Genomic DNA, 22,763 nt, shown 5'->3' with positions numbered 1-22,763 from the left:
CGGCCGGAAAGGAATCGCATGGCCACCCGGACCGCCCGGATCGACGTCCACCTCACTGCCGCGGACGCCCGCGCCGACCTACGGGCGGACGTGCTGCTCGGGCTGACGTCGCAGCCCAAGCAGCTGCCGCCGAAGTACTTCTACGACGCGCGGGGCAGCGTGTTGTTCGAGGAGATCACGGCACTGCCCGAGTATTTCCCCACGCGCACCGAAGCGGCGTTGCTCACCGCCCACGTCGACGAGATCGCGCGGTTGACCGGAGCGACGACGCTGGTCGAACTCGGGTCGGGCTCGTCGGCGAAGACCCGGCTGCTGCTCGACGCGCTCACCCGGGGCGGCACGCTGCGCCGGTACGTCCCGCTGGATGTGAGCGAGACCGCGTTGCGCGAGGCACTCGACGCGCTCGCCGTGCGGTATCCCGCCCTGGCCCTGCACGGGGTGGTGGGCGACTTCGCGGCGCATCTGGACCGGCTGCCCCGCGACGACGGCAGTGTGCCCGGCCCGGCCGACCGGCGGCTGGTCGCGTTCCTCGGCGGCACGATCGGGAACCTCGAGCCCGGTCAGCGTGCCGTGTTCCTGCGCGGCCTGCGGGGTGCGCTGCGGCCGGGCGAGCACCTGCTGCTCGGCGCGGGGCTGGTCACGGATCCGCAGGTGCTCGTGGCGGCGTACGACGACGCCGCCGGGGTGACGGCGGAGTTCAACCGTAACGTGCTGCACGTGCTCAACCGCGAGCTGCACGCCGACCTGGACGTCGCGGCGTTCGCCCACGTCGCCCGGTGGGACGCCGAGCGGGAGTGGATCGAGATGCGGCTGCGGGCGGAGCGGTCGATGGCGGCGACGGTGAACGATCTCGGGCTCGTGGTCGAGTTCGCCGCGGGGGAGGAGGTGCGAACGGAGATCTCGGCGAAGTTCCGCACCGCAGGCCTGGCCGTCGAGCTGGCCGACGCCGGGTTGGCGCCGCAGCGGACCTGGGTCGACCCGCTGGAGCGGTTCGCGTTGGTGCTCGCCGAAGCGGTGTAGGCCCCGCTGCGCAGCCCGGGGGTGAGCGGCCGCGCGGGCCCGGAGCGCGTCGGCGAGGATGGGTCGGTGCAGCGCGAGACCGGTGACGAGATCGCCCCGTCGCGCGTCGCGTCGTTCCACCTCGTCCGCGAGCCGGTCTGGCGGGCTCCGCTCGCGCTCGGCCGGCTCGGCACGGACCGGCTGCGCCTGCGCGGCACGCCCGGCCTGCGCTTCGCCCGGCTGCTCGGCACCGGCCGCGGGGCCACCGCGGTGGGCGCCGACCTCGCCCGCAGCGCGCTGTTCGCCGTCTGGGACGACGACGCCGCGCTCGCCGCCTTCGAAGACGGCTGGTTCGCCGAGCGGGCGGCACGGGTGCGGACGAGCGGGGGAGAGGTGTACGGCGTCCGGCTCGCGCTGCTGTCCGGCCACGGCCGGTGGGGTGGGCGCGACGTGCTCACCGACCTGCGCCGGCCGCAGCCGCTCGCCGCCGACGGCCCCGTCGCCGTCCTCACCCGCGCCACCGTCCGGCCGTCGCGCTGGCACCGGTTCCGCGGGTCCCGACCGCCGGTGTCGGAGGAACTGGCAGGGGCCGACGGACTGCGCGCGGCCGTGAGCATCGGTGAGGCGCCCGTCGGCCTGCAGGCCACGTTCAGCATCTGGTCCGACGTCGCGGCCGTCGTCGCCTTCGCGCGCAGTCCCGAGCACCGCGCGGTGGTCCGCCGCACCCGCGAGGAGGACTGGTACGGCGAGGAGTTGTTCGCCCGCTTCGCCCCGCTGGGCGCGACGGGCACCTGGGACGGGCGTGATCCGCTCTCCGGCTGACGCGCCGTCGTCGACGCAGCTGCGCCTGTCGAAAACCGTCGGGGTGGGGGTTTACCCTCCGATCACAATCCCGGGGGAAGAGGGTCGATGACGACACGCACCCGCACCATCGCCGTCCTCGCGGCGGCGTTGCTCGGCCTGGTATCCGCGTGCGGCGGAGGCCAGTCCGCCGCACCGGCCGACAACGCGATCAAGGTCTGGACGCTGGAGAACCTGCCGGACCGGCTCGAGGCGCAGAAGGTGCTCGCGCAGCGGTTCACGCAGGCCACGGGCATCACCGTCGACCTCGTGGGTGTGGACGAAGACCAGTTCCAGCAGCTGATCCGGTCGTCGTCGGCGTCGGACGCCCTGCCGGACGTCGTGGGCGCGGTGCCGCTCGCGGCCGTGCGCTCGCTGGCGGCGGACCAGCTGCTCGACACCGACGCGACGGGGAAGATCGTCACGGACCTCCAGCCCGGCACGTTCTCCCCGCGCGCGCTCGAGCTCACGCGCGACGGCGACGCGCAGCTGGCGGTGCCCAGCGACGGATGGGCCCAGCTGCTGCTCTACCGCAAGGACCTGCTCACGGCGGCCGGGCTGCCGATCCCGCGCAACTACGCCGACTTCGCGGCGGCGGCGAAGGCGCTGAACAAGGACGGGGTGGCGGGGTTCGTCGGTGCCACCGCGGCGGGCGACGCCTTCACCCAGCAGACGTTCGAGCACGTGGCGCTGGCGAACAACTGCGAGCTGGTCGACGCCGCGGGCACCGTCACGCTGGACAGCCCGCAGTGCCAGGCGTCGTTCGCCTTCTACGACGACCTGGTCCGCACCGCCTCGGTGCCCGGTGCGCAGGACGCCGACACCACGCGGGCCACCTACTTCGCGGGCAAGGCGGCGACGATGATCTGGTCGTCGTTCATCCTCGACGAGCTGGCAGGCCTGCGGGCCGACGCGGCGCCGAGCTGCCCGGAGTGCGCCGCGGATCCGCGTTTCCTGGTCGACAACACCGGCGTGGTCACCGCGCTGTCCGGCCCGGACTCGACGGAGCCCGCCCAGTTCGGCGAGATCGTCTCCTGGACCGTGGTGGCGGGTGCCGCGGCCGATCCGGCCACCCGCTTCGTCGAGTTCATGATGAACGACGGCTACCCGGACTGGCTGGGCTTCGCCCCCGAGGGCAAGATCCCCGCCCGCACCGGCACCCCGCAGGAGCCGGAGAAGTTCTCCACGCTGTGGCGCACCTTGCCCGCAGGGGTCGACACCAAGAAGCCGCTGGCCGAGTTCTACCCGCCGGACGTGCTCGACGGCCTGGCGGGCAGCCTCGACACGTTCCGCCGATGGGGCTTCACCCAAGGCCAGGGCCAGTTGGTCGGAGCCACGCTCGGCGAGCTGCCGGTACCGCAGGCGGTGGCCGCGATGACGTCGGGCGAGGTCGACGCGGCGCAGGCGGCGAAGCAGGCCGACGACGCCGTGACAGAGCTGCAGAAGTCCCTGCGTTGAGCGAGCGAACCATCGGCACGGCGGGGCCGCGGGGGCAGCAGCGCACGGTCGCGCAGCGCGATGCCCGGTTCGGGCAGCTGCTGCTGGCGCCGACGCTGCTCGTGGTGGTCGTCGTGGTGGTCCTGCCGATCCTGTGGACGTTCGTGCTCGCGTTCCAGGACCTGCGGGTGATCGACCTGCGGCGCAAAGGGATCTTCGGGTCGTTCACCCTCGACAACTTCGCCGCGGTGTTCACCTCGCCCGGCTTCTGGACGGCGCTGCGGACCACCCTGCTGTTCTCGGTGGTGGGCACGATCGGCTCGATCGGTGTGGGGCTGATCGCGTCGCTGGCGCTGCGGCGCGGGTTCCCGGGGCGGACGTTCGTGCGCGCGTCCATGCTGCTGCCGTACGTGGCGCCGGTGGTGGCGGTGACGTTCGTGTGGCAGACGATGCTGAACCCTCAGTTCGGGATCGTCAACGCGGTCGGCACCTCGGTGCTGGGCTGGGACGACCCCGTGGCGTTCCTGTCGCAGCGCTCGACGCCGGTGTCGGTGTTCGGGCTCGAGATCGACGTGCCGGTGGCCCTGCTGACCGTCATGGCCTTCGAGATCTGGCGCTACTTCCCGTTCGCCTTCCTCTTCCTGACCGCCCGGATTTCGGCGCTGCCGGGCGACCTCGAGGAGGCGGCGGTGGTGGACGGGGCCACGGTCAGCCAGCGCTTCCGCTACGTCGTGTTTCCGCAGCTGCTGCCGACGATCGCCCTGCTCGCCGTGCTGCGGTTCATCTTCACCTTCAACGAGTTCGACGACATCTACCTGCTCACCGGCGGCGCGGCCGGTACCCAGGTGGCCAGCGTGCGGGTGTACGACCTGCTCACCGCCCGCGGCGACATCGGTGCGGCGTCGGCGCAGGCGCTGGTGCTCGCCGGCGTGCTCGTGGTGCTGCTGGCGGTCTACTTCCGGTTCGTCGGCCGGCCGACGGAGGCGGACACGTGAGCACGCGGCCATGGACCCGCGACCGCATCGAGAACGTCGTGTTCGGCGTGCTGCGGTGGGTGGTGATCGCCGTCCTCGTGCTGGCGACCCTCCTGCCGTTCTACTACATGATCATCCTGTCGGTGCGGCGCCTGGACGAGGTCGTGCAGCGCCCCGGACTGCTCTGGCCGGGGTCGTTCGACCTCTCGACCTACGTCTCCGTCCTGGCGTCCCCGGACGCCGGCGGCCAGGGTTTCGTGGTGTTCCTGCGCAACAGCGCCGTGATCGCGCTGCTGACGGTGGTGTTCACGCTGCTGGCGGCGATCCCAGGGGCGTACGCGATCAGCCGGTTGGAGTTCTTCGGGCGCAGGCAGGTCAGCACGCTCTTCCTCGCGGTGTACCTCTTCCCGGCGATCCTGCTGGCGGTGCCGCTGTTCGTGTTCTTCTCCGCCGTCGGCCTGCGCGGCTCCCGGGTCGGCCTGCTGGTGGTCTACGTGGCGCAGACCGTGCCGCTGTCGATCTACATGTTGCGCAACTACTTCGAGACGGTCCCGGTGTCGCTTGAGGAGGCGGCGGCGATCGACGGCGCCTCGCGGTGGACGATCATGCGGCGGATCAGCCTGCCGCTGGCGATGCCCGCCGTGGTGTCGAACGCGCTGTACGTGTTCATGATCGCGTGGAACGAGTTCCTGTTCGCGCTGCTGTTCCTCGCCGAGGACCGCCCCCGGTGGACGGTATCTCTCGGGCTGGCACAGCTCGCCGGGAGCATCGAAATCCCCACCACCGTGCTCATGGCCGGATCGGTGCTGCTCACCCTGCCGATCATCGTGCTGTTCTTCCTGACCGAGCGGCTGCTGGTGGAGGGGCTGACGAGCGGCGCCGAGAAGGGCTGACGGACCGGCGGATCCGCCCTAGCCTCGGCACATGAGCATGCGCGACTGGCGCACCGACGGCGTCCGGGCGATCCCGGCCGACGCGCTGGACCCGAACACCCCGCAGACCCCCGGCATGCAGCGCGCGGTGGCGGTCAGCGGCGAGCGGGTGGGGGCCCAGGGGCTGTGGGCCGGCACCGTGACGATCCTGCCGGGCGCGCGGACCGGCGCCCACCACCACGGCCCGCTGGAGAGCGTGATCTACGTGGTCAGCGGGCTGGCCCGGATGCGCTGGGGGGAGCGGCTGGAGTACACCGCCGAGGTCGGGCCGGGCGGCTTCGTCTTCGTCCCGCCGTACGTCCCGCACCAGGAGATCAACGCCCTGGACGACGAGCGGCTGGAGTGCGTGCTGACCCGCAGCGGGCAGGAGGCCGTGGTGGTCAACCTCGAGCTCGACGCGGTGTCCGAGCCCGAGCGCGTTCCGTGGATTGACCCGGGTCACCCGCTCCGCTGAGCACGGGCAGGACCGGTGGCCCGTCTTCCTTCTGTGTCAATGAATCAATGACGCATCCAAAACGACGACGGTTCATTGACGAGAAACACCGCCTTGGCGAGGTGGGGCCGGCTCGGGGGAGGAGGCACCGCCGTCGGACAGAGGAGCGAAAACAAACGGCGGGTGCCCGGAGAACCGGGCACCCGCCGTCAGGCCGTCGGGAGAGGGGCGTGGGCCCCCCGATCAGCTGCTGATCAGCTGTCGATCAGCTCCGCAGCATGCCTCGCAAGACGTACTGCATGATCCCGCCGTTGCGGTAGTAGTCGGCCTCGCCGGGGGTGTCGATGCGGACCACCGCGTCGAACTCGACCTTCTCGCCGTCGTCCTTGGTGGCCGTGACGTGCACGGTCCGCGGGGTGGAGCCGTCGTTGAGCGCGGTCACACCGGCGATGTCGAAGGTCTCGGTGCCGTCGAGGCCCAGTGACTCCGCCGTCTCGCCGGCCGGGAACTGCAGCGGCAGCACTCCCATGCCGATGAGGTTCGAGCGGTGGATGCGCTCGTAGGACTCCACGATCACGGCCCTGACGCCCAGCAGCGCGGTGCCCTTGGCCGCCCAATCGCGCGACGAGCCCGACCCGTACTCCTTGCCGCCCAGCACCACGAGCGGAATGCCGGCGTCGATGTAGTTGCGCGAGGCGTCGTAGATGAACGCCTGCGGCGCGCCGTCCTTCGTGAAGTCGCGGGTGTAGCCGCCCGACACGCCGTCCAGGAGCTGGTTGCGCAGGCGGATGTTGGCGAAGGTGCCGCGGATCATGACCTCGTGGTTGCCGCGGCGGGAGCCGTAGGAGTTGAAGTCGCGCTTCTCCACGCCGTGCTCGACGAGGTACTGCCCGGCCGGGGTGTCGGCCTTGATCGACCCGGCGGGGGAGATGTGGTCCGTGGTCACCGAGTCGCCGAGCTTGGCCAGTACGCGCGCACCGGAGACGTCGACCACCGGCGACGGGTCCGGCGCCATGCCCTCGAAGTACGGGGGTTTGCGGACGTAGGTCGACTCCGGGTCCCACTCGAAGGTCTTGCCCTCGGGAGTGGGCAGCGACCGCCAGCGCTCGTCGCCGGCGAAGACGTCCGCGTAGTCGTTGGTGAACATCTCCTCAGTGATCGAGCTGTCGATGGTGTCCTGCACGTCCTTGGCCGTCGGCCAGATGTCGCGCAGGTAGACCTCGGTTCCGTCCGGGCTGGTGCCCAGCGGCTGGGTCTCGAAGTCGAAGTCCATCGTCCCGGCGAGCCCGTAGGCGATCACCAGCGGCGGGCTGGCCAGGTAGTTCATCTTGATGTCCGGGTTGATTCGGCCCTCGAAGTTCCGGTTGCCCGACAGCACGGACACCACGGCGAGGTCGCCCTCGTTGACCGCCGCGGAGATCTCCTCGGCCAGCGGCCCGGAGTTGCCGATGCAGGTGGTGCAGCCGTAGCCGACCAGGTGGTAGCCCAGCTTCTCCAGGTACGGCCAGAGACCGGCGCGCTCGTAGTAGTCGGTGACGACCTTCGAGCCGGGCGCCATCGACGTCTTCACCCAGGGCTTGATCGCGAGGCCCCGGTCGACGGCGTTCTTGGCCAGCAAGGCGGCGCCGAGCATGACCGACGGGTTCGAGGTGTTGGTGCACGAGGTGATCGAGGAGATCACGACGGCGCCGTGGTCCAGCTCGAAGGACGCGCCGTCGGCGAGGGTGACGGTCACCGGGCGGCTGGCACGGCCGTCCGCCCCTTCGGCGGCAGAGAACGTCGTGGCGTGCGGGGCCTCGTCCTGGGTGTCGCTGCCGGGGGCGGCCGGGTCGCTGGCCGGGAAGGTCTCCTCGACCGACTCGTCGACCGACGGGCGCGGCGTCGAGGCGGCGTCGTCCGGGTCGGTCTGGTCCGGCGCGCCCGCGTAGTCGACGAGGACGGTCCGGAACGCCTGCTTGGCCGACGAGAGCTCGATGCGGTCCTGCGGACGCTTGGGGCCCGCGATCGACGGGACGACCGTGGACAGGTCGAGGGTGAGGGTCTCGGAGAAGACGGGCTCGCGCGACGGGTCGTGCCAGAGACCCTGCTCCTTGGCGTAGGCCTCGACCAGTTCGAGCTGGGCGGCCGGGCGGCCGGTGAGCTTGAGGTAGCGGACGGTCTCGTCGTCGATCGGGAAGATCGCGGCGGTGGAGCCGAACTCGGGGCTCATGTTGCCGATCGTCGCCCGGTTGGCGAGCGGCACCGCGCCGACGCCCTCGCCGTAGAACTCGACGAACTTGCCGACCACGCCCTGGCGGCGGAGCATCTCGGTGATCGTCAGCACGACGTCGGTGGCGGTCGCTCCCGGCGGGATCTCGCCGGTGAGCTTGAACCCGACGACCTTGGGGATGAGCATCGAGACCGGCTGGCCGAGCATCGCGGCCTCGGCCTCGATGCCGCCGACGCCCCAGCCGAGCACGCCCAGGCCGTTGACCATCGTGGTGTGCGAGTCGGTGCCCACGAGGGTGTCCGGGTAGGCCTGGCCGTTGCGGGTCATCACGACGCGCGCGAGGTGCTCGATGTTGACCTGGTGCACGATGCCGGTGCCGGGCGGCACCACCTTGAACTCGTCGAAGGCGCCCTGGCCCCAGCGCAGGAACTGGTAGCGCTCCTTGTTGCGCTGGTACTCGAAGTCGACGTTGCGCTCGAAGGCGTCCGGTCGCCCGAACACGTCGATGATCACCGAGTGGTCGATGACCAGCTCGGCGGGAGCGAGCGGGTTGACCTTCGTCGGGTCGCCGCCGAGCTCGGTGACGGCCTCCCGCATGGTGGCGAGGTCGACGACACAGGGGACGCCGGTGAAGTCCTGCATGATCACCCGGGCGGGGGTGAACTGGATCTCCGTGTCCGGCTCGGCCGCGGGATCCCAGCCGGCCAGGGCACGGATGTGGTCGGCGGTGACGTTCGCACCGTCTTCGGTGCGCAGGAGGTTCTCGAGCAGCACCTTGAGACTGAACGGGAGCCGCTCGGCCCCCTCGACGGCGGAGAGCCGGAAGATCTCGTGCTCGGCTCCGCCTGCCTGGATGGTTCCCTTCGCTCCGAAGCTGTCGGTGCTGGCCACGATGGCGGTCCTCCTGCGGTGGTGGGCGCTTGGGATGCTTCCCCGGAGTCTCGCGCACGGTCAGGCCTGAGGCAGCGCGAGTCCCGAGAAGTTAACAGTACGCTCGTACTGCTATCGGGTCGAGCGCGGCGCCGCGATCGTGAGCAACGTTCCCGGCCGGGGTATTCACGTCCCCCTCATGGGTGGAGGTTGCTCGCCGCGGCCGCGCGGCGCACCTCCTCGCCGCTGCCCGATGGCAGTCTCCGGCGGTCAACCCGGCGCGGACCGGCGCCGGGCACGGCCGCCCACCCGTGGCGGCTCACCGGAGGGGGTCTGGTGCGACGGGGACGAACCGCGCTGCGCAGTGCGCCGCTGGTGTGCGCGCTCGTGGTGGGCGCGCTGCTCGCGGGAACGGCGACCGCGGCGGCCGCGCCGCCACCGACGGATCCCGGCGACGGGGCGCTGTCCCGCAGCCGCACCCAGGTCACGGAACGCGCCGCCGAGGTCGGGCAGCTCACGGGCCGCCTGGCTGAGCTCGACGCCCGCACCGACGACCTCCAGGCCGACCTGGCGGCCCGGCGGGAGGACGCCGCGAGCGCGCTCGACGACCTGACCGCGGCCCAGGCCGCGGCCGTCGAGGCGGCTCGGCGCGCCGACGAGGCCGGGGTCGCCACCGACGCCGCGAGCTCGGCGGTCGACGACGCGCGGGCGCGCATGGACGTCTTCGTCTCCGCCACCTACCAGGAGGGCCTCGACACGGGCCCGTTCGGCCTGCTCACCGGCGCCCAGAACCCCGCCGACCTGGTCGCCCGGGCCGAGTACAGCGAGATCGTGGCCCGCTCGGAGCTCGCCGCACGCGACGGTCTGGAGCGGGCACGGGTCGCGCGGGCGAACGCCGAGTCGACCGCGAAGGCGGCGCGGGCCGAGGCCGAGGCCCGGCGGAGCGCGGCGGCCGCGGCGAAGCAGGCGTCGGACACCGCGCTGGCCGCCGCGGACGCCGCCGCACAGGAGAACGTCCGCGCCCTGGCGGAGGTCGACGCGCAGCGGGCCGAGGTGCAGGCGCAGCTGGACGCGGCCGAGGCACACGACTCGGTGCTGCATGTGCAGCGCGACCGGTTCCGGGCGTGGCAGCGGCAGATGGCGGCCGAGCAGGCGGCGCGGGAGGAGGCGGCCCGGAGGGAGGCGGCCGATCGCCTCGCGCGGCTCGACCGCCCGGGCCGTCCCGGCCGGCCCCCGGTGTTCACCCCTCCGCTCCGCGGTGGCGGCGTACAGCGGGCGATCGACCGGGCGCTCTCCCAGGTCGGCGTGCAGTACGTGTGGGGCGGGGGCAACGGCCGTGGACCGACGACCGGCATCCCGGACGCGTTCGGCTCCCCGCTGAACCGGATCGGTTTCGACTGCTCCGGGCTGATGCTCTACGCCTACAGCGGCACCGGGGTGGCGCTGCCGCGGGTGAGCCGCAACCAGTTCAACGTCGGCCGCAAGGTCCCGGTATCGCAACTACGGCCCGGTGACCTGGTCTTCTACAAGCGGGGCGGCCGACCGATCCACCACGTGGCGATGTACATCGGCCGCGGCAACATGGTGGAGGCGCCCTACACGGGCGCCAACGTGCGGGTGGTCCCCCTGCGCCGCGCGGGCCTCATGCCCCAGGCCACGCGCCTGATCTGACGTCCCGTCGGCGGGTCGGGACGTCCGGCGCCCCGCTCGGGGCGTGACGCGGCGGCGGTCAGGCGGGGGAGGGGGCGGCGAACATGCCCCCCGGGTCGACCGCCTGCCGCAGCAGGTGCAGCCGGGCCTGGTCCCGGGGCGACCACAGCTCCACGGGCTCGCCCGCGCCCGCGAAGGTGGGCAGCGGGCCGCCGAGCGACCACGGCCCGACGGCGTCGACCACCGCCGCGACGGCGTCGGCGACTCCCGTCGTGGCGCCCGGCACCGCACCGGGGCGGTCCGCCGGTGCTGGGACGGCTGCGCGTCCCCGTACGTGCAGCGCGTAGGCGGCCGACCGTCCCGCCACGGCAGCGGGCACCGCGGCGGCCCGGCTCAACGCCCCGCCCAGCGCGCGCAGCTCCACCAGCGTCAGCGGGCTCGCGACGTCCACGTCGGCGGCGGCCAGCAGGGCGTCGACGGCGGTGGTGGGCAGGTCGCGGAGGGCCGCACCGCCGTCGTGCACGGGCGCCGGGGCGGTGGGCTCGCGGTGCACGGCGTCCGTCGCCGTGGGCGACAGCTCACCGACCTCGTCCAGGAGCGGTGTGCCGAGGGCGCGCATCGGGGAGAGCAGGGCGTCGCCGGTGGTGGCTTCGACGTCGGCTCCGGCGAACCGCAGGTGCACCACGGTCTGGTCGTGCAACGGCGCGGGCCACCCGGCGTCGCGCGGCACCCGCAGCAGCGCCACCGACGTCCCGAGCTCGTCGGGCAGCGTCGGCGCCCACTCCCGCCAGGCGTGCAGCACGTCGGCGGCGGCCGCGGCGGGCCAGACGATCCCGCCCCCGTACAGGCGGACGAGGGGGAACAGCGCGAACTCCAGTTCGGTGACGACGCCGAACCCGTTGCGGCCCGCACCGCGCAGAGCCCAGAACAGCTCGGGGGCACGGTCGCCGTCGATCTCGTGTGCGCGCCCGTCCGCGGTGACGAGGCGCAGGCGCTGCAGGTGGTCGGCGGCGAAGCCGTACCGGCGGGCGAGCAGGCCCACGCCCCCGCCCAGGGTGTAGCCGGCGACGCCCACCCGGGTCGACGAGGGGACGAGCGCCGTCAGGCCGTGCGGGGCGGCCGCGGCCAGGACCTGCCCCCAGGTGGCACCCGCGCCGACGCGGGCGGTGCGGGCCCGCGGGTCCACGACGACGGCGTCGAGGCGGCGGGTGGACAGGAGCACCGGTGCGGCCGGGTCGGCGCAGAAGCCGTGACCGGCGCCCTTGATCCCGACGGGCAGCCCGTCGGCTCCGGCACCCACGACGGCGGCGACGACGTCGTCTTCGGACCGGGCGCCGACCACGATGCCGGGGCGGCGGGCGACGGCGGGGTTGAACCCGGCGATCTCGGCCGTGTAGCCCGCGTCCGCCGGGCGCAGGACGGGTCCGGTGATCGCCGCGAGACCGCGGCGGCGGTGGCCGCGGTGGAACGCACCGAGCAGGTTCACGGCTCGCTCCCGGACGGGGTGCGGACGGGACGATGCCACCACTGTGCCGCGGACGGACCCCGCCGCGCGACCCCAATACGGGCCGCCGGAGCAGGCGGGTGCGCCACGGGGAAGGGGTCGTTCACCGACACGTGTTTCGTTACGGGTCCGGCGCAGGAAAAGGAGTTCACCTCCGTCACACCGTGTGCGGGCGAGGCTGCACCCCGAACGCTAGCGCGCCGACACCTGTGCCCCGAGGGAGAACGATGCCCCCATCCGTGACCGCCCCTGCGCACGACGGCGAGCTGCTCGAACGTGTGGTGTTCGAGATCAAGCGCGTGATCGTCGGGCAGGACCGGCTGGTCGAGCGGATGCTCGTCGGCCTGCTGGCCCGGGGGCACCTGCTGCTCGAGGGCGTGCCCGGAGTGGCGAAGACGCTCGCGGTGGAGACGGTCGCGAGGGTCGTGGGCGGCACCTTCGCGCGTCTGCAGTTCACCCCGGACCTCGTGCCCGCCGACATCCTCGGCACCCGCATCTACCGGCAGGGCCGCGAGGAGTTCGACGTCGAGCTCGGCCCGGTGGTGGCGAACTTCGTGCTCGCCGACGAGATCAACCGCGCCCCGGCGAAGGTGCAGTCGGCGATGCTGGAGGTGATGGCCGAGCGGCACGTGTCGATCGGCGGGCGCACCTTCCCGATGCCCGACCCGTTCCTCGTGCTCGCGACCCAGAACCCGATCGAGAACGAGGGCGTCTACCCGCTGCCCGAGGCGCAGCGCGACCGGTTCCTCTTCAAGATCATCGTGGACTACCCGGGGCTGGAGGAGGAGCGCGAGATCGTCTACCGGATGGGCGCCGAGCCCCCGGTCGCGCAGCAGGTCATCGGGCCCGAGGAGCTGGTTAGGCTCCAGGGCGTCGCGTCGCACGTGTTCGTCCACCACGCGCTGGTCGACTACGTCGTGCGGCTCGTGGTCGCCACGCGCACGCCGGCCGAGCACGGGCTCGGCGACGTCGCCGGCTGGGTGGCCTACGGCGCGTCGCCGCGCGCCACTCTCGGAATCGTGAGCGCCGCCCGCGCGCTGGCACTGGTCCGAGGCCGCGACTACGTGCTGCCCCAGGACGTGCTGGACGTGGCCCCGGACGTGCTGCGGCACCGGCTGGTGCTGTCGTACGACGCGGTGGCCGACTCGGTGCCGGTCGACCACATCATCAGCCGGGTGCTCGCGACGGTCCCGCTCCCGCAGGTCACGGCCCGCCCGCAGACGGCCCCGCCCCAGACCGGCTACACCCCGGCGGGCGCCCAGACATGAGTGCGCCGGCGCCGCCCGGTGGCGCCGCCCATCCGGGGCGCCAGGAGGGGCATCTCGAAGACGTCCAGAGGCCGGAGCCCGGTGTGCCCGACCCGCGGTCGCGCCGCGCGCCGACCGCGCCCCCGTCCCTGCGCGACGGGCGGATCGAGGCGGCGTTGCGGGCGCTGGAGCTGACGGTCCGCGGCCGGCTCGACGGGCTGCTGCAGGGCAACCACCTCGGGCTGGTCCCCGGCCCGGGCAGCGAGCCGGGGGAGGCCCGGATCTACCAGCCGGGCGACGACGTGCGCCGGATGGACTGGGCGGTCACCGCCCGCACCACGCAGCCGCACGTGCGGCAGACGGTGGCGGACCGGGAGCTGGAGACCTGGGTGGTGATGGACCTGTCGCCCAGCCTGGACTTCGGCACGGCCGTCTGCGAGAAGCGCGACCTCGCCGTCGCCGCGCTCGCGGCCGTCACCCACCTGACTGCGGGCGGCGGCAACCGGATCGGCGTGGTGGTCAGCACCGGCGCGGAGACGGTCCGGATCCCCGCCCGCGGCGGGGTGGAGCACGCGCGCGGCATGCTGCGGCGGGTGGCCCGCACGCCGCGCGCCCCGGTCGGGACCCGCGGCGACCTCGCGGCCGCGGTCGAGACCCTGCGCCGCCCGCCGCGACGGCGCGGCCTGGCGGTGGTGATCTCGGACTTCCTCGGCGAACCCGAGTGGGAACGCGCCATGCGGGCGCTGTCGTCGCGCCACGAGCTGCTGGCGGTCGAGGTGCTCGATCCCCGCGAGCTCGAACTGCCGGAGGTGGGGACCGTCGTCCTCGCCGACCCCGAGACCGGACGCCAGCGCGAGGTGCAGACGACGCCGTTGCTGTGCCGGGAGTTCGCCGCGGCGGCGTCGGCGCACCGCGACCGGGTGGCGGTGGCGCTGCGCCGCTGCGGTGCGGCGCACCTGCGGCTGCGTACGGACTCCGACTGGGTGGCCGACGTCGTGCGGTTCGTCCTCGCCCGCAAGCGCACCTGGTCGGGGGGGTGAGCCGATGTCCTTCGCCACACCCTGGTGGCTGCTGCTGCTCCTCGTCGTCGTGGCCCTGGCCGCCGGCTACGTGCTGCTGCTGCGCAGGCGCCGCCGCGACACCATCGCTTTCACGAACCTCGAACTGCTCGACCGGGTCGCCCCGCACCGGCCGGGGCGGTACCGGCACCTGCCGGCCGCCGCGCTGATCCTCGCGCTGGCGCTGCTCACCGTGGCGTTGGCCGGCCCGACGGCCGAGGCGCGGGTACCGCGCAACCGGGCGACGGTCGTGCTGGTGATCGACGTGTCGTTGTCGATGCAGGCCACGGACGTGGAGCCGACCCGTCTGGCCGCCGCGCAGGCCGCGGCGAAGTCGTTCGCCGACCAGCTGACACCCGGGGTGAACCTGGGGCTGGTGGCGTTCGCCGGCACCGCGGCGGTGCTCGTGTCGCCGACGACGGACCGTCCGTCGATCAAGCGGGCCGTCGACTCGCTGCGGCTCTCGGAGTCGACCGCGACCGGCGAGGCGATCTTCGCGGCGATGTCGTCGGTCGACACGTTCTCCCAGTCGGTGTCCGGGACCCAGGACGGGCCGCCGCCGGCGCGGATCGTGCTGATGAGCGACGGCAAGCAGACCGTGCCGGGCCCGGACGGTGAGAACGAGCCGCGCGGGGCGTTCACCGCGGCCCGCAAGGCCGCCGAGGCGAAGGTGCCGGTGTCGACGATCTCGTTCGGCACCGACTACGGCTCGATCGAGATCGACGGCGACCGCACCTCGGTGGCCGTCGACGACGCGTCGATGCGGGAGATCGCGGAGCTGTCGGGCGGCCAGTTCTTCACCGCGGCGACCGAGGGCGAGCTGCGGCAGGTCTACGCCGAGCTGGGCGAGCAGATCGGCTACGAGATGCGGCGGGTCGACGCGAGCAGGCCCTGGATGATGGGCGGGGCGTTGCTGCTGGTCGCGGGCCTGGGCGCAGGTATCGCGCTGGGGCGCCGGCTGCCCTGAGCCGGGCCCGAACGGGTGTGCGGGCCGTCCGCCGGCAGCGTGCGGTACGCGACTTGTCTAGGCTGCCCGCCGTGGCAGACGGACGCAGTGTGCTGGTGACCGGGGGCAACCGGGGGATCGGGCTGGCGATCGCGAAGGCGTTCGCCGCGCAGGGCGACAAGGTGGCGGTGACGCACCGCAGGGCGGGTGGGGAACCGCCTGCGGACCTGCCCGAACGCCTGCTCGCGGTGCCGTGCGACGTCACCGACGCCGCGGCCGTCGACGCCGCGTTCGGGAAGGTCGAGGCCGAGCACGGGCCGGTGCAGGTGCTGGTGTCCAACGCCGGGATCACCGACGACGGCCTGCTGATGCGGATGAGCGAGGAGTCGTTCATTCGGGTCGTCGACGCGAACCTCACCGCCGCCTACCGCGTGGCCAAGCGCGCCTCGCGGGGCATGCTGAAGGCCCGCGCCGGCCGGATGATCTTCGTCTCGTCGGTGGTCGGCCTGACCGGCTCGGCCGGGCAGGTCAACTACGCGGCGTCGAAGTCGGGCCTGGTGGGGCTCGCCCGGTCCGTCGCCCGTGAGCTCGGGTCGCGCGGGATCACCGCGAACGTCGTGGCGCCGGGGTTCGTCGACACCGACATGACCCGCGCGCTGCCCGACGCCCGGCGCGCAGAGATCCTCACCCAGGTGCCGCTGGGTCGCTACGCCACCGCGGACGAGATCGCGGCGGCGGTGACGTGGCTGGGCTCCGACGCCGCCGCGTACGTCACGGGTGCGATCATCCCGGTCGACGGCGGCCTGGGAATGGGCCACTGACGGCCCCTCACGGCCCCCCCGGAACAGGAGAGACATGGGACTGCTCGACGGCAAGCGCCTGCTGATCACCGGCGTGATCACCGACGCCTCCCTGGCGTTCCACGCCGCGAAGATCGCGCAGGAGCAGGGCGCGCAGGTGGTGCTCACCGGGTTCGGCCGGATGCGGCTGGTGGAGCGGATCGCGCAGCGGCTGCCGCAGCCCGCGCCGGTCGTCGAGCTGGACGTGTCCGACCAGGGGCAGCTCGACAGCCTCGCCGACCGCGTCACCGAACATCTCGGTGACCGCCCCGGGCTCGACGGGGTGCTGCACTCCATCGGCTTCGCCCCGAAGACCTGCCTCGGCGAGGGCGCCTTCATGTCCGCGCCGTGGGAGGACGTGGCGCAGACGATCCAGGTGTCGGCCTACTCGTTCAAGTCGCTGGCCGGCGCGACGTTGCCGCTGCTGGGGCCGGGGTCGTCGATCGTCGGGATGGACTTCGACAACCGGCAGGCCTGGCCCGCCTACGACTGGATGGGCGTCGCGAAGTCGACACTGGAGTCGGTGACCCGCTACCTGGCCCGCGACCTGGGACCGCAGGGGATCCGGGTGAACCTGGTGGCCGCCGGTCCGGTGCGGACGATGGCGGCGAAGTCGATCCCCGGGTTCTCGGCGTTCGAGGACGCGTGGGACGGCCGGGCGCCGCTGGGCTGGGACGTGAACGACCCGGTGCCGGTGGCGAAGACGGTGTGCGCGCTGCTGAGCGACTGGCTGCCGGTGACGACGGGGTCGATGGTGTGGGCCGACGGCGGGTTCCACGCGATCGGCGTCTGACGTCGCCGGCGCGCGGGGGTCCGGGCGGGCGGTGTTGAATCGGGTTGTGCTCGATCCCGTCCCCTCGTCCCACGGCCCCGTCGACGCCCTGCTCGTCCTGTCCTTCGGCGGCCCCGAGGGGCTCGACGAGGTCCGCCCGTTCCTGGAGAACGTCGTGCGCGGCCGCGGCGTGCCGCCCGAGCGGCTCGACGCCGTCGAGGAGCACTACCGGCACTTCGGTGGGGTCAGCCCGCTGAACGCCCGCAACCGCGAGCTGATCGCCGCCGTCCGCGAGCGGACGACGCTGCCGGTGTACTTCGGCAACCGCAACTGGCACCCCATGGTCGAGGACACCGTCGCCGAGATGGCGCGCGACGGGGTGCGGCGGGCGTTGGTCTTCGCCACGAGCGCCTACGGCGGCTACTCGGCGTGCCGGCAGTACCACGAGGACATCGCGCGGGCCCGCAAAGCCGTCGGCGACTCCGGATTCCTCACAGCGCCGGAGCTGGTGAAGCTGCGGCACTTCTTCGACCACCCGGCGTTCGTCGCGGCGAACGCGGACGCCGTGAGCGCGGCCCGCGCCACCCTGCCCGCCGCCGTCCGCGACCAGGCCCGGGTGGTGTTCACGGCGCACTCGGTGCCGACCGCCGCCGACGCCGCCGCCGGCACGCCCACCGACGGCGGGCACCGCTACTCGCGGCAGGTCGCGGAGGCTGCCCGGCTGGTGGCCGAGGAGCTCGGGGCGGGTGTGTTCGACGTCGTGTGGCAGTCGCGCTCCGGGCCGCCCCAGGTGCCGTGGCTCGGGCCGGACATCGTCGACCACCTCGACACGCTGGCCGCCTCCGGTGTCCCCGCCGTGGTCGTCGCGCCGGTCGGGTTCGTCTCCGACCACGTCGAGGTGATCTGGGACCTCGACACCGAGGCCCGGGAGCGCGCCGACGAGCTGGGCATCGCGTTCGTCCGGGCAGCCACGGCCGGCCCGGACCCGCGCTTCGCCGACATGGTGATCGAGCTCGTGGACGAGCACGTCGACGCCGCCGCGCCGCGTGCACTGTCCGCGGTGCCGTCCGCGGGGTGCACCGTGAACGGGATGCCGTGCGCAATCGACTGCTGTGTGCCGACCCGGCGACCGGTCGCCGCAGGGGCGGGTCGCGGACAGGTGAGTTCGTCGTCATCGTGACCGGCCACCTCCCGCCGGGCTAGGGTCGCCCCAGGGTGTCGCGCCGTCGCGCGGCGGCCTCGGGCCGGTCGGGGACGGCGGCGCGCAACGAGGCGAGAGGATAACCGGGACATGAGTGAACGGGATGTCGTCGTACTGTCGGCCGTGCGGTCGGCCGTGGGTGCCTTCGGTGGTGGGCTGTCGGACATCGAGCCGCCGGAGCTGGCCGGGACCGTGATGAAGGAGGCCGTGACGCGCTCGGGCGCGGACCCGGCCCGGATCAACTACGTGACGGTGGGCAACTGCATCCCCACCGAGAAACGCTACCCCTACGTCGCCCGGGTCGCGGCCATCCAGGCCGGGCTGCCGATGGAGTCCGTGGCGATGGCGGTGAACCGGCTCTGTTCGTCGGGCCTGCAGGGCGTGATCAGCACGGCACAGAACATCAAGCTGGGCGACTGCGACCTCGGTGTCGGCGGCGGTGTCGAGGTCATGTCGCGGGGTGCGTACCTGTCGCCCGCCATGCGCAGCGGCGCCCGCATGGGCGACACGACCATGGTCGACGCGATGGTGTCGGCGCTGACCGACCCGTTCGGCGTCGGGCACATGGGTATCACCGCGGAGAACCTGGCCGAGAAGTGGGGTATCAGCCGCGAGGAGCAGGACGAGCTCGCCGCGGAGTCGCACCGCCGGGCCGCCGCGGCCATCGACGAGGGCCGGTTCACCGACCAGATCGTCCCGATCGTGAAGAAGACCCGCAAGGGTGAGGTCACGATCGACACGGACGAGCACGTCAAGCGGGGCACCACCGTGGAGAAGCTGGCCGGGATGCGGCCGGCGTTCAAGAAGGACGGCGGCACGGTGACCGCCGGCAACGCGTCGGGCATCAACGACGGCGCCGCGTTCCTCGTGCTCGCCGAGGCCGGAGCGGCCCGCGAGGCGAACGCGACGCCGCTGGCCCGGCTGGTGTCGTACGCGGTCGCGGGCGTGCCGAACCACATCATGGGCGAGGGGCCGATCCCAGCGACGAAGATCGCGATGGAGAAGGCGGGCATGGGGCTCGACTCGATCGACGTGATCGAGTCGAATGAGGCCTTCGCCGCGCAGGCGATCGCCGTGGCCCGCGGGCTCGAGCTGGACATGAAGAAGGTCAACCCGAACGGCGGCGCGATCGCGCTGGGCCACCCGATCGGCGCCTCGGGTGCCGTGCTGGCGGTCAAGGCGATCCACGAGCTGCACCGCGCCGGCGGGCGCTTCGCGCTGGTCACGATGTGCGTGGGTGGCGGCCAGGGCATCGCGGCGGTGTTCGAGCGGCTCTGACCGCTGCCGCGGATGTAGCGAAAGCGGCGTTCGGTGCACTCAGTGCACTCAACGCCGCTTTCGCTACATCCGGCCCCGGCCCCGGCCCCGGCCCCGGCGCGCCGGCGGCGGGGTCGGTGCGTTCAGGAGGTGCCGAGGCGCCCTTCCAGCTCGGCGATCCGCGCCCGCGCCGCGTTGAGCTCGTCCTGCAGGGCGACGATGCGAACCGCGGCGTCGAGGTTCAGCCCCTCGTCGAACAGGGCGCGCACCCGCGCGGCCGTGGCGAGCTGGCGGCGGGAGTAGCGGCGGTGTCCGCCGCCGGAGCGGTGCGGGGTGAGGATGCCGGCCGCGTCGAGGCTGCGCAGGAACGCCGGCTGCACCTCGAGCAACTCGGCCGCCTGGCCCATCGTCACGGCGGGGTAGTCCTCGTCGTCGAGCCGGGAGACGCCTCCGGTCACCTGTGCCCTTCGCTCCTCGGGAAGTGAAAGGGCCCGGCCTGGGTAGGCCGGGCCCGTCGTCATGACAGTTGTTCCGATGATCTGATTGTGCTGTGCCTAGCCAGGCGATCACCTCCGCCGCGTCATGAAACGGTCCGGAACTGCGCCTCTATTTCTAGTCCGCACTGCAGATCTTGTCAATCCCCTGACGCAGAGACTTGCCGATCGTCGCCGTGTGGTTCGGGAGAGCACGGTCCTGCGGCGGCGATGGCCGCCGCCACCAGGTCTGCGGCGGTGGTGGCCCGGGTGCGCAGGCCGCGGTCGTAGTGCTGGGTCGTCGCGATCGAGGCGTGTCCGACGTCGGCCTGCACGTGGTGGATCCGCGCGTCCTGCTCGAGCGCGATCGTCACGTAGGCGTGGCGCAGCGCGTGCGGGTGCACGCGGTCCGCGACACCGTCGAGCTCGGGCCCGGCATGGGCGGCGATGCGGCGCAGCAGCGTGTAGAGGTCGGCGCGGGCGCACCGGCCGCCCGCGCGGGTGGCGATCAGGGGGCTCGCGCCCGCCGCGGTGCGGCCCCGCAGTGCCGGGGCGGTGGCGTCGGCGACCCGGTCGCGCTCCGCCAGGTACTCCGCCACGGCGGTGGCGACCAGCTCGGTCACGTACACCTCGCGGTGGTGGCCGCCCTTGCCGAGCACGCGCAGCACGTCGTCGCCCCCGCTGCGGTACAGGTCACCGCGGTTGCACCCGACCAGCTCGGAGATCCGCAGGCCGAGGGTGAGCAGGGCGACGAACGCGACGGCGCGGGTGGCGTAGAGACGCCGCAGCCGTGGGTCGCGGGTGTTCGGGAGCGTGCCCGCGGCGAGCAGCAGGGCCCGCAGCTGGGCGGCGGTGAGGCGGACGGTGGGGGAGGCGTCGCGGGCGGTGCTGGACAGCCCGAGGCGGCCGCGGTGCAGCGCCGCCGGGTTGGCCGCCACCGCACCGGTCTCGGTGAGGTGGCCGTAGAGCGCCGACAGGGTGGAGAGCATCCGCTGCCGGGTCCGGCGGCTCGCCCCGGTGGCGTCCAGGGCGTGCAGCCAGGTCTTGACGTCGCGTCCGGTGGCGGCGCGGGGATCGAGGGTGCGGGCCGCGCACCAGCGGAACCACGCCAGGTGGTGCAGTGGGCCGCGGGCCGCCGGGGGAGGGGAGGAGCCCGCAGGTTTCGCCACGGCGGGGTCGTCCGGCTCAGGAGCGCCGCCGATCAGGTCGACCCAGGCGACCGGCAGGCCCAGCGCGTAGGCGTAGGTGCGTCGGGTGCCCGCGTTGGCGTACTGGGCGAGCCAGTCGGCGAGCTGGGCCCGCAGGGCGCCCGGGTCGGCGACGCCGGGCCAGTCGTCGTCGCGCAGCTCCGGAGCGGCCTCGGCGTCGAGGGCTTCCCAGACCACCAGCGCGCCGTCGGAGTCCACCGGATCATCCTCGCGTGCGCCGCGCCGGCGGGTGCCGCGACCCGCCGGTCACCAGCCCCAGGTGCCGGGGCCACCCTTGACCGGGCCGACGATCTCCGCGGTCATCCACCCGCCGTAGAACCCGCCGGGCTGAGGTGTCACGCGCTCGCCGTCGAGGGTGATCTCGTCGAACGGCCCCGCGTAGACGGCCACGCGGTCGCGCAGCTGCGGGTAGCGGGGGTCGGGCTCGGCGTACCACCAGCCGATGTCGCGCAGCGGGGCGGACCCCGGGACGACGAGGTCGACGTAGCGGGCCACGCCCTTCCACTCGCACACCGTCGTCCGCCGGGCCGGCACCAGGTAGCTGCCGAAGGCCGTGCGGGGCAGATAGAACGTGGGCGGGTGGCTGGTCTCGAGGATGCGGACCAGATCGGTGGTGTCGGCGACGACCACGCCGCCGTGGCGGAGCACGGCGCGGCGGTGGTCGGGCTCGGCGCGCGGCGGACGCGGGTAGTCCCAGACGGACTCCGGCGGTCGGACGGGACGGTCGGGTGCCGCGGTCACGTCAGGCGTTGCTTCCACGCCACCGCTGCACGCGTTCCCCGGACTCCCGGACGTCGCGCAACGCGTCGACACGCGCCACCACGTCTGGCGGGGCGGCGTGCTGGGCGACCGCGCGCTCGGCCTCGGCGAGTTCGCGGGCCGCGGCGATGTCGCCGGGATCGCGGAAGGTGGTGGGCAGCGGATCGGGCCTGGCGTCGTCGTGATGGCGTTCCTGCTGATAGGGGTTGTCGTCGGGCAGGCGCCCGGTGAACCGGCCCCAGGCGCCGAGGAACAGCAGCAGCGCCCCGGCGATGAAGCTGAACACGACGTTCGGGATGCGGAACGCCAGCAGGTTCAGCGGCGTGCCCAGAACCAGGGTGTTCACCAGCCCGGACGCCACGAAGGCCGCGCCGACGACCACCAGCACGGTGGAGGCGAGCCGCCCGCCGCGCACCCCGGCGGCGACGAGGACGACCGCGACGACCACGGAGACGGTCGACAGCAGCCCGTTGCTCGAGAGACCGAGCACCGGTTGCCCGGTGGTCGAGAACATGTCGAGCCGGTTGACGAACCCGAGCACCCCGAAGGCGCCGATGCCGAGGCCGAACACCACGGCCCCGGTCCGGTGGAGATGGTCGAGCTGACGAGGCGAATCGCGCCGGACCTGGTTCATGTGACGATGGTCGCCCTGCTTGGGCCCGCCCGCCAGTCGATCGGCGCGGACACCGGCCTGCAGCCCCTACCTCATGGCACCTGACGCGATCAAGGGCCCGACACCTGCTGGTCCGGATCGGCCGACCGATCGGCGAAGTCCTGATTGGACGTAAATGACCTGAGGACGCTTCTGGGCCCGCAGAGTTGTGACCGACGTCGGTGCGCAACCGATGCCACCCGCGATTACCGCGAGTTCGGGAACCGTCCAGGTGCCGTTTCGTCTCTCTGGAGCGCGACGCGCTGATACGTCTCCCGAGATCACCAATTCGTCGAACACCCGGATGGTCGCGTCGGTCGCCGCGTCTCGGCCCCGTTCCACGTCAAGGGGCGTAGGCCGTTCGGGGGTTTTCCCCCATGACGTGCCGGGCGTACCCTCCGAAGTTCGGACCGACGCCCGCGTGGAGCGCTCCGGGTAATTGCGGAACGAGACATCCACAGGCGGCGCGACATTCGCGTCGGAGTCGGACCGATGTGCTTCTC

20 protein-coding genes are annotated in these 22,763 nt (G+C 73.1%); 14 read left to right on the top strand and 6 right to left on the bottom strand.

The genetic code is table 11. From position 1 onward, the window contains the following. Window positions 1-18: 18 nt before the first annotated feature. The 6 genes from egtD to RM445_RS17980 all read left to right on the top strand — a co-directional run bounded on the left by egtD (window position 19) and on the right by RM445_RS17980 (window position 5,636). A complete protein-coding gene (gene egtD / locus RM445_RS18005; protein WP_311557730.1) occupies window positions 19-1,020 on the top strand; it encodes an L-histidine N(alpha)-methyltransferase in 1,002 nt (333 codons plus the stop codon). Between the two features lie 66 nt (window positions 1,021-1,086). Beyond that, window positions 1,087-1,821: a hypothetical protein gene (locus tag RM445_RS18000; RefSeq protein WP_311557729.1), complete on the top strand. Its 735-nt coding sequence runs from the start codon at window positions 1,087-1,089 to the stop codon at window positions 1,819-1,821. Between the two features lie 87 nt (window positions 1,822-1,908). Further along, on the top strand, window positions 1,909-3,297 hold the full coding sequence (locus RM445_RS17995) for an ABC transporter substrate-binding protein (protein ID WP_311557727.1): 1,389 nt from the start codon (window positions 1,909-1,911) through the stop codon (window positions 3,295-3,297). Then, the gene (locus RM445_RS17990; protein ID WP_311557725.1) at window positions 3,294-4,271 is read left to right on the top strand and encodes a carbohydrate ABC transporter permease; all 978 of its coding nucleotides are present in this window, start codon (window positions 3,294-3,296) and stop codon (window positions 4,269-4,271) included. The genes RM445_RS17995 and RM445_RS17990 overlap by 4 nt, the downstream gene beginning before the upstream one ends. Further along, window positions 4,268-5,143 carry a carbohydrate ABC transporter permease gene (locus tag RM445_RS17985; RefSeq protein WP_311557723.1) on the top strand — a complete coding sequence of 292 codons (876 nt, stop codon included), beginning with the start codon at window positions 4,268-4,270 and terminating at the stop codon, window positions 5,141-5,143. The genes RM445_RS17990 and RM445_RS17985 overlap by 4 nt, the downstream gene beginning before the upstream one ends. A gap of 31 nt (window positions 5,144-5,174) precedes the next feature. After that, window positions 5,175-5,636 (top strand): cupin domain-containing protein, encoded by a 462-nt coding sequence (locus RM445_RS17980; protein ID WP_311557721.1) that lies wholly within the window; start codon window positions 5,175-5,177, stop codon window positions 5,634-5,636. Between the two features lie 244 nt (window positions 5,637-5,880). On the opposite strand, the gene RM445_RS17975 is transcribed toward RM445_RS17980, so the two are convergent. Beyond that, window positions 5,881-8,715, bottom strand: a complete 2,835-nt coding sequence (locus tag RM445_RS17975; RefSeq protein WP_311557720.1) for an aconitate hydratase — start codon at window positions 8,713-8,715, stop codon at window positions 5,881-5,883. Window positions 8,716-9,030: 315 nt separating this feature from the next. On the opposite strand from RM445_RS17975, the gene RM445_RS17970 reads away from it, so the two are divergent. Further along, the gene (locus tag RM445_RS17970; protein ID WP_311557719.1) at window positions 9,031-10,365 is read left to right on the top strand and encodes an NlpC/P60 family protein; all 1,335 of its coding nucleotides are present in this window, start codon (window positions 9,031-9,033) and stop codon (window positions 10,363-10,365) included. Window positions 10,366-10,423: 58 nt separating this feature from the next. Here the strand turns inward: RM445_RS17970 and RM445_RS17965 are convergent, their stop codons facing one another. Then, a complete protein-coding gene (locus tag RM445_RS17965) occupies window positions 10,424-11,830 on the bottom strand; it encodes an FAD-binding oxidoreductase (RefSeq protein ID WP_311557717.1) in 1,407 nt (468 codons plus the stop codon). 245 nt (window positions 11,831-12,075) lie between these two features. On the opposite strand from RM445_RS17965, the gene RM445_RS17960 reads away from it, so the two are divergent. The 7 genes from RM445_RS17960 to bktB all read left to right on the top strand — a co-directional run bounded on the left by RM445_RS17960 (window position 12,076) and on the right by bktB (window position 19,189). Continuing rightward, window positions 12,076-13,116, top strand: a complete 1,041-nt coding sequence (locus tag RM445_RS17960) for an AAA family ATPase (RefSeq protein WP_397469344.1) — start codon at window positions 12,076-12,078, stop codon at window positions 13,114-13,116. After that, a complete protein-coding gene (locus RM445_RS17955) occupies window positions 13,113-14,135 on the top strand; it encodes a DUF58 domain-containing protein (RefSeq protein ID WP_311557713.1) in 1,023 nt (340 codons plus the stop codon). The genes RM445_RS17960 and RM445_RS17955 overlap by 4 nt, the downstream gene beginning before the upstream one ends. A gap of 4 nt (window positions 14,136-14,139) precedes the next feature. After that, the gene (locus RM445_RS17950; protein WP_311557712.1) at window positions 14,140-15,120 is read left to right on the top strand and encodes a VWA domain-containing protein; all 981 of its coding nucleotides are present in this window, start codon (window positions 14,140-14,142) and stop codon (window positions 15,118-15,120) included. Between the two features lie 71 nt (window positions 15,121-15,191). After that, entirely contained in the window at window positions 15,192-15,920 is a 729-nt protein-coding gene (fabG, locus tag RM445_RS17945; RefSeq protein WP_311557711.1) for a 3-oxoacyl-ACP reductase FabG, read from the top strand. Between the two features lie 34 nt (window positions 15,921-15,954). Continuing rightward, the gene (gene fabI, locus RM445_RS17940; protein ID WP_311557709.1) at window positions 15,955-16,731 is read left to right on the top strand and encodes an enoyl-ACP reductase FabI; all 777 of its coding nucleotides are present in this window, start codon (window positions 15,955-15,957) and stop codon (window positions 16,729-16,731) included. Between the two features lie 46 nt (window positions 16,732-16,777). Beyond that, complete coding sequence (locus RM445_RS17935) at window positions 16,778-17,890, top strand: ferrochelatase (protein ID WP_311557707.1); 1,113 nt, start codon at window positions 16,778-16,780, stop codon at window positions 17,888-17,890. Between the two features lie 111 nt (window positions 17,891-18,001). Further along, on the top strand, window positions 18,002-19,189 hold the full coding sequence (bktB, locus tag RM445_RS17930) for a beta-ketothiolase BktB (protein ID WP_311557705.1): 1,188 nt from the start codon (window positions 18,002-18,004) through the stop codon (window positions 19,187-19,189). Window positions 19,190-19,311: 122 nt separating this feature from the next. Here bktB and RM445_RS17925 read toward each other — a convergent pair whose 3' ends face one another. The 4 genes from RM445_RS17925 to RM445_RS17910 all read right to left on the bottom strand — a co-directional run bounded on the left by RM445_RS17925 (window position 19,312) and on the right by RM445_RS17910 (window position 22,242). Beyond that, on the bottom strand, window positions 19,312-19,626 hold the full coding sequence (locus tag RM445_RS17925) for a MerR family transcriptional regulator (RefSeq protein WP_397469343.1): 315 nt from the start codon (window positions 19,624-19,626) through the stop codon (window positions 19,312-19,314). Between the two features lie 176 nt (window positions 19,627-19,802). Further along, a complete protein-coding gene (locus tag RM445_RS17920; RefSeq protein ID WP_311557703.1) occupies window positions 19,803-21,047 on the bottom strand; it encodes a tyrosine-type recombinase/integrase in 1,245 nt (414 codons plus the stop codon). A 48-nt stretch (window positions 21,048-21,095) separates the two neighbouring features. Continuing rightward, window positions 21,096-21,590, bottom strand: a complete 495-nt coding sequence (locus tag RM445_RS17915) for a DUF427 domain-containing protein (RefSeq protein ID WP_311557701.1) — start codon at window positions 21,588-21,590, stop codon at window positions 21,096-21,098. Between the two features lies 1 nt (window position 21,591). Then, on the bottom strand, window positions 21,592-22,242 hold the full coding sequence (locus RM445_RS17910) for a DUF4383 domain-containing protein (RefSeq protein WP_311557700.1): 651 nt from the start codon (window positions 22,240-22,242) through the stop codon (window positions 21,592-21,594). Window positions 22,243-22,763 lie beyond the last annotated feature (521 nt).

It is taken from the genome of Pseudonocardia charpentierae, from assembly GCF_031845345.1.
In the GTDB taxonomy this organism is placed as follows: domain Bacteria; phylum Actinomycetota; class Actinomycetes; order Mycobacteriales; family Pseudonocardiaceae; genus Pseudonocardia; species Pseudonocardia charpentierae.
This window is presented reverse-complemented; position numbering and strand designations above follow the sequence as displayed.

Coding starts and splice junctions, on each gene's coding strand:
- RM445_RS17950 (WP_311557712.1), top strand. CDS start 14,140: ATGTCCTTCGCCACACCCTGGTGGCTGCTGCTGCTCCTCGTCGTCGTG.
- RM445_RS17960 (WP_397469344.1), top strand. CDS start 12,076: ATGCCCCCATCCGTGACCGCCCCTGCGCACGACGGCGAGCTGCTCGAA.
- bktB (WP_311557705.1), top strand. CDS start 18,002: ATGAGTGAACGGGATGTCGTCGTACTGTCGGCCGTGCGGTCGGCCGTG.
- RM445_RS17910 (WP_311557700.1), bottom strand. CDS start 22,242: ATGAACCAGGTCCGGCGCGATTCGCCTCGTCAGCTCGACCATCTCCAC.
- RM445_RS17995 (WP_311557727.1), top strand. CDS start 1,909: ATGACGACACGCACCCGCACCATCGCCGTCCTCGCGGCGGCGTTGCTC.
- RM445_RS17955 (WP_311557713.1), top strand. CDS start 13,113: ATGAGTGCGCCGGCGCCGCCCGGTGGCGCCGCCCATCCGGGGCGCCAG.
- egtD (WP_311557730.1), top strand. CDS start 19: ATGGCCACCCGGACCGCCCGGATCGACGTCCACCTCACTGCCGCGGAC.
- fabI (WP_311557709.1), top strand. CDS start 15,955: ATGGGACTGCTCGACGGCAAGCGCCTGCTGATCACCGGCGTGATCACC.
- RM445_RS17980 (WP_311557721.1), top strand. CDS start 5,175: ATGAGCATGCGCGACTGGCGCACCGACGGCGTCCGGGCGATCCCGGCC.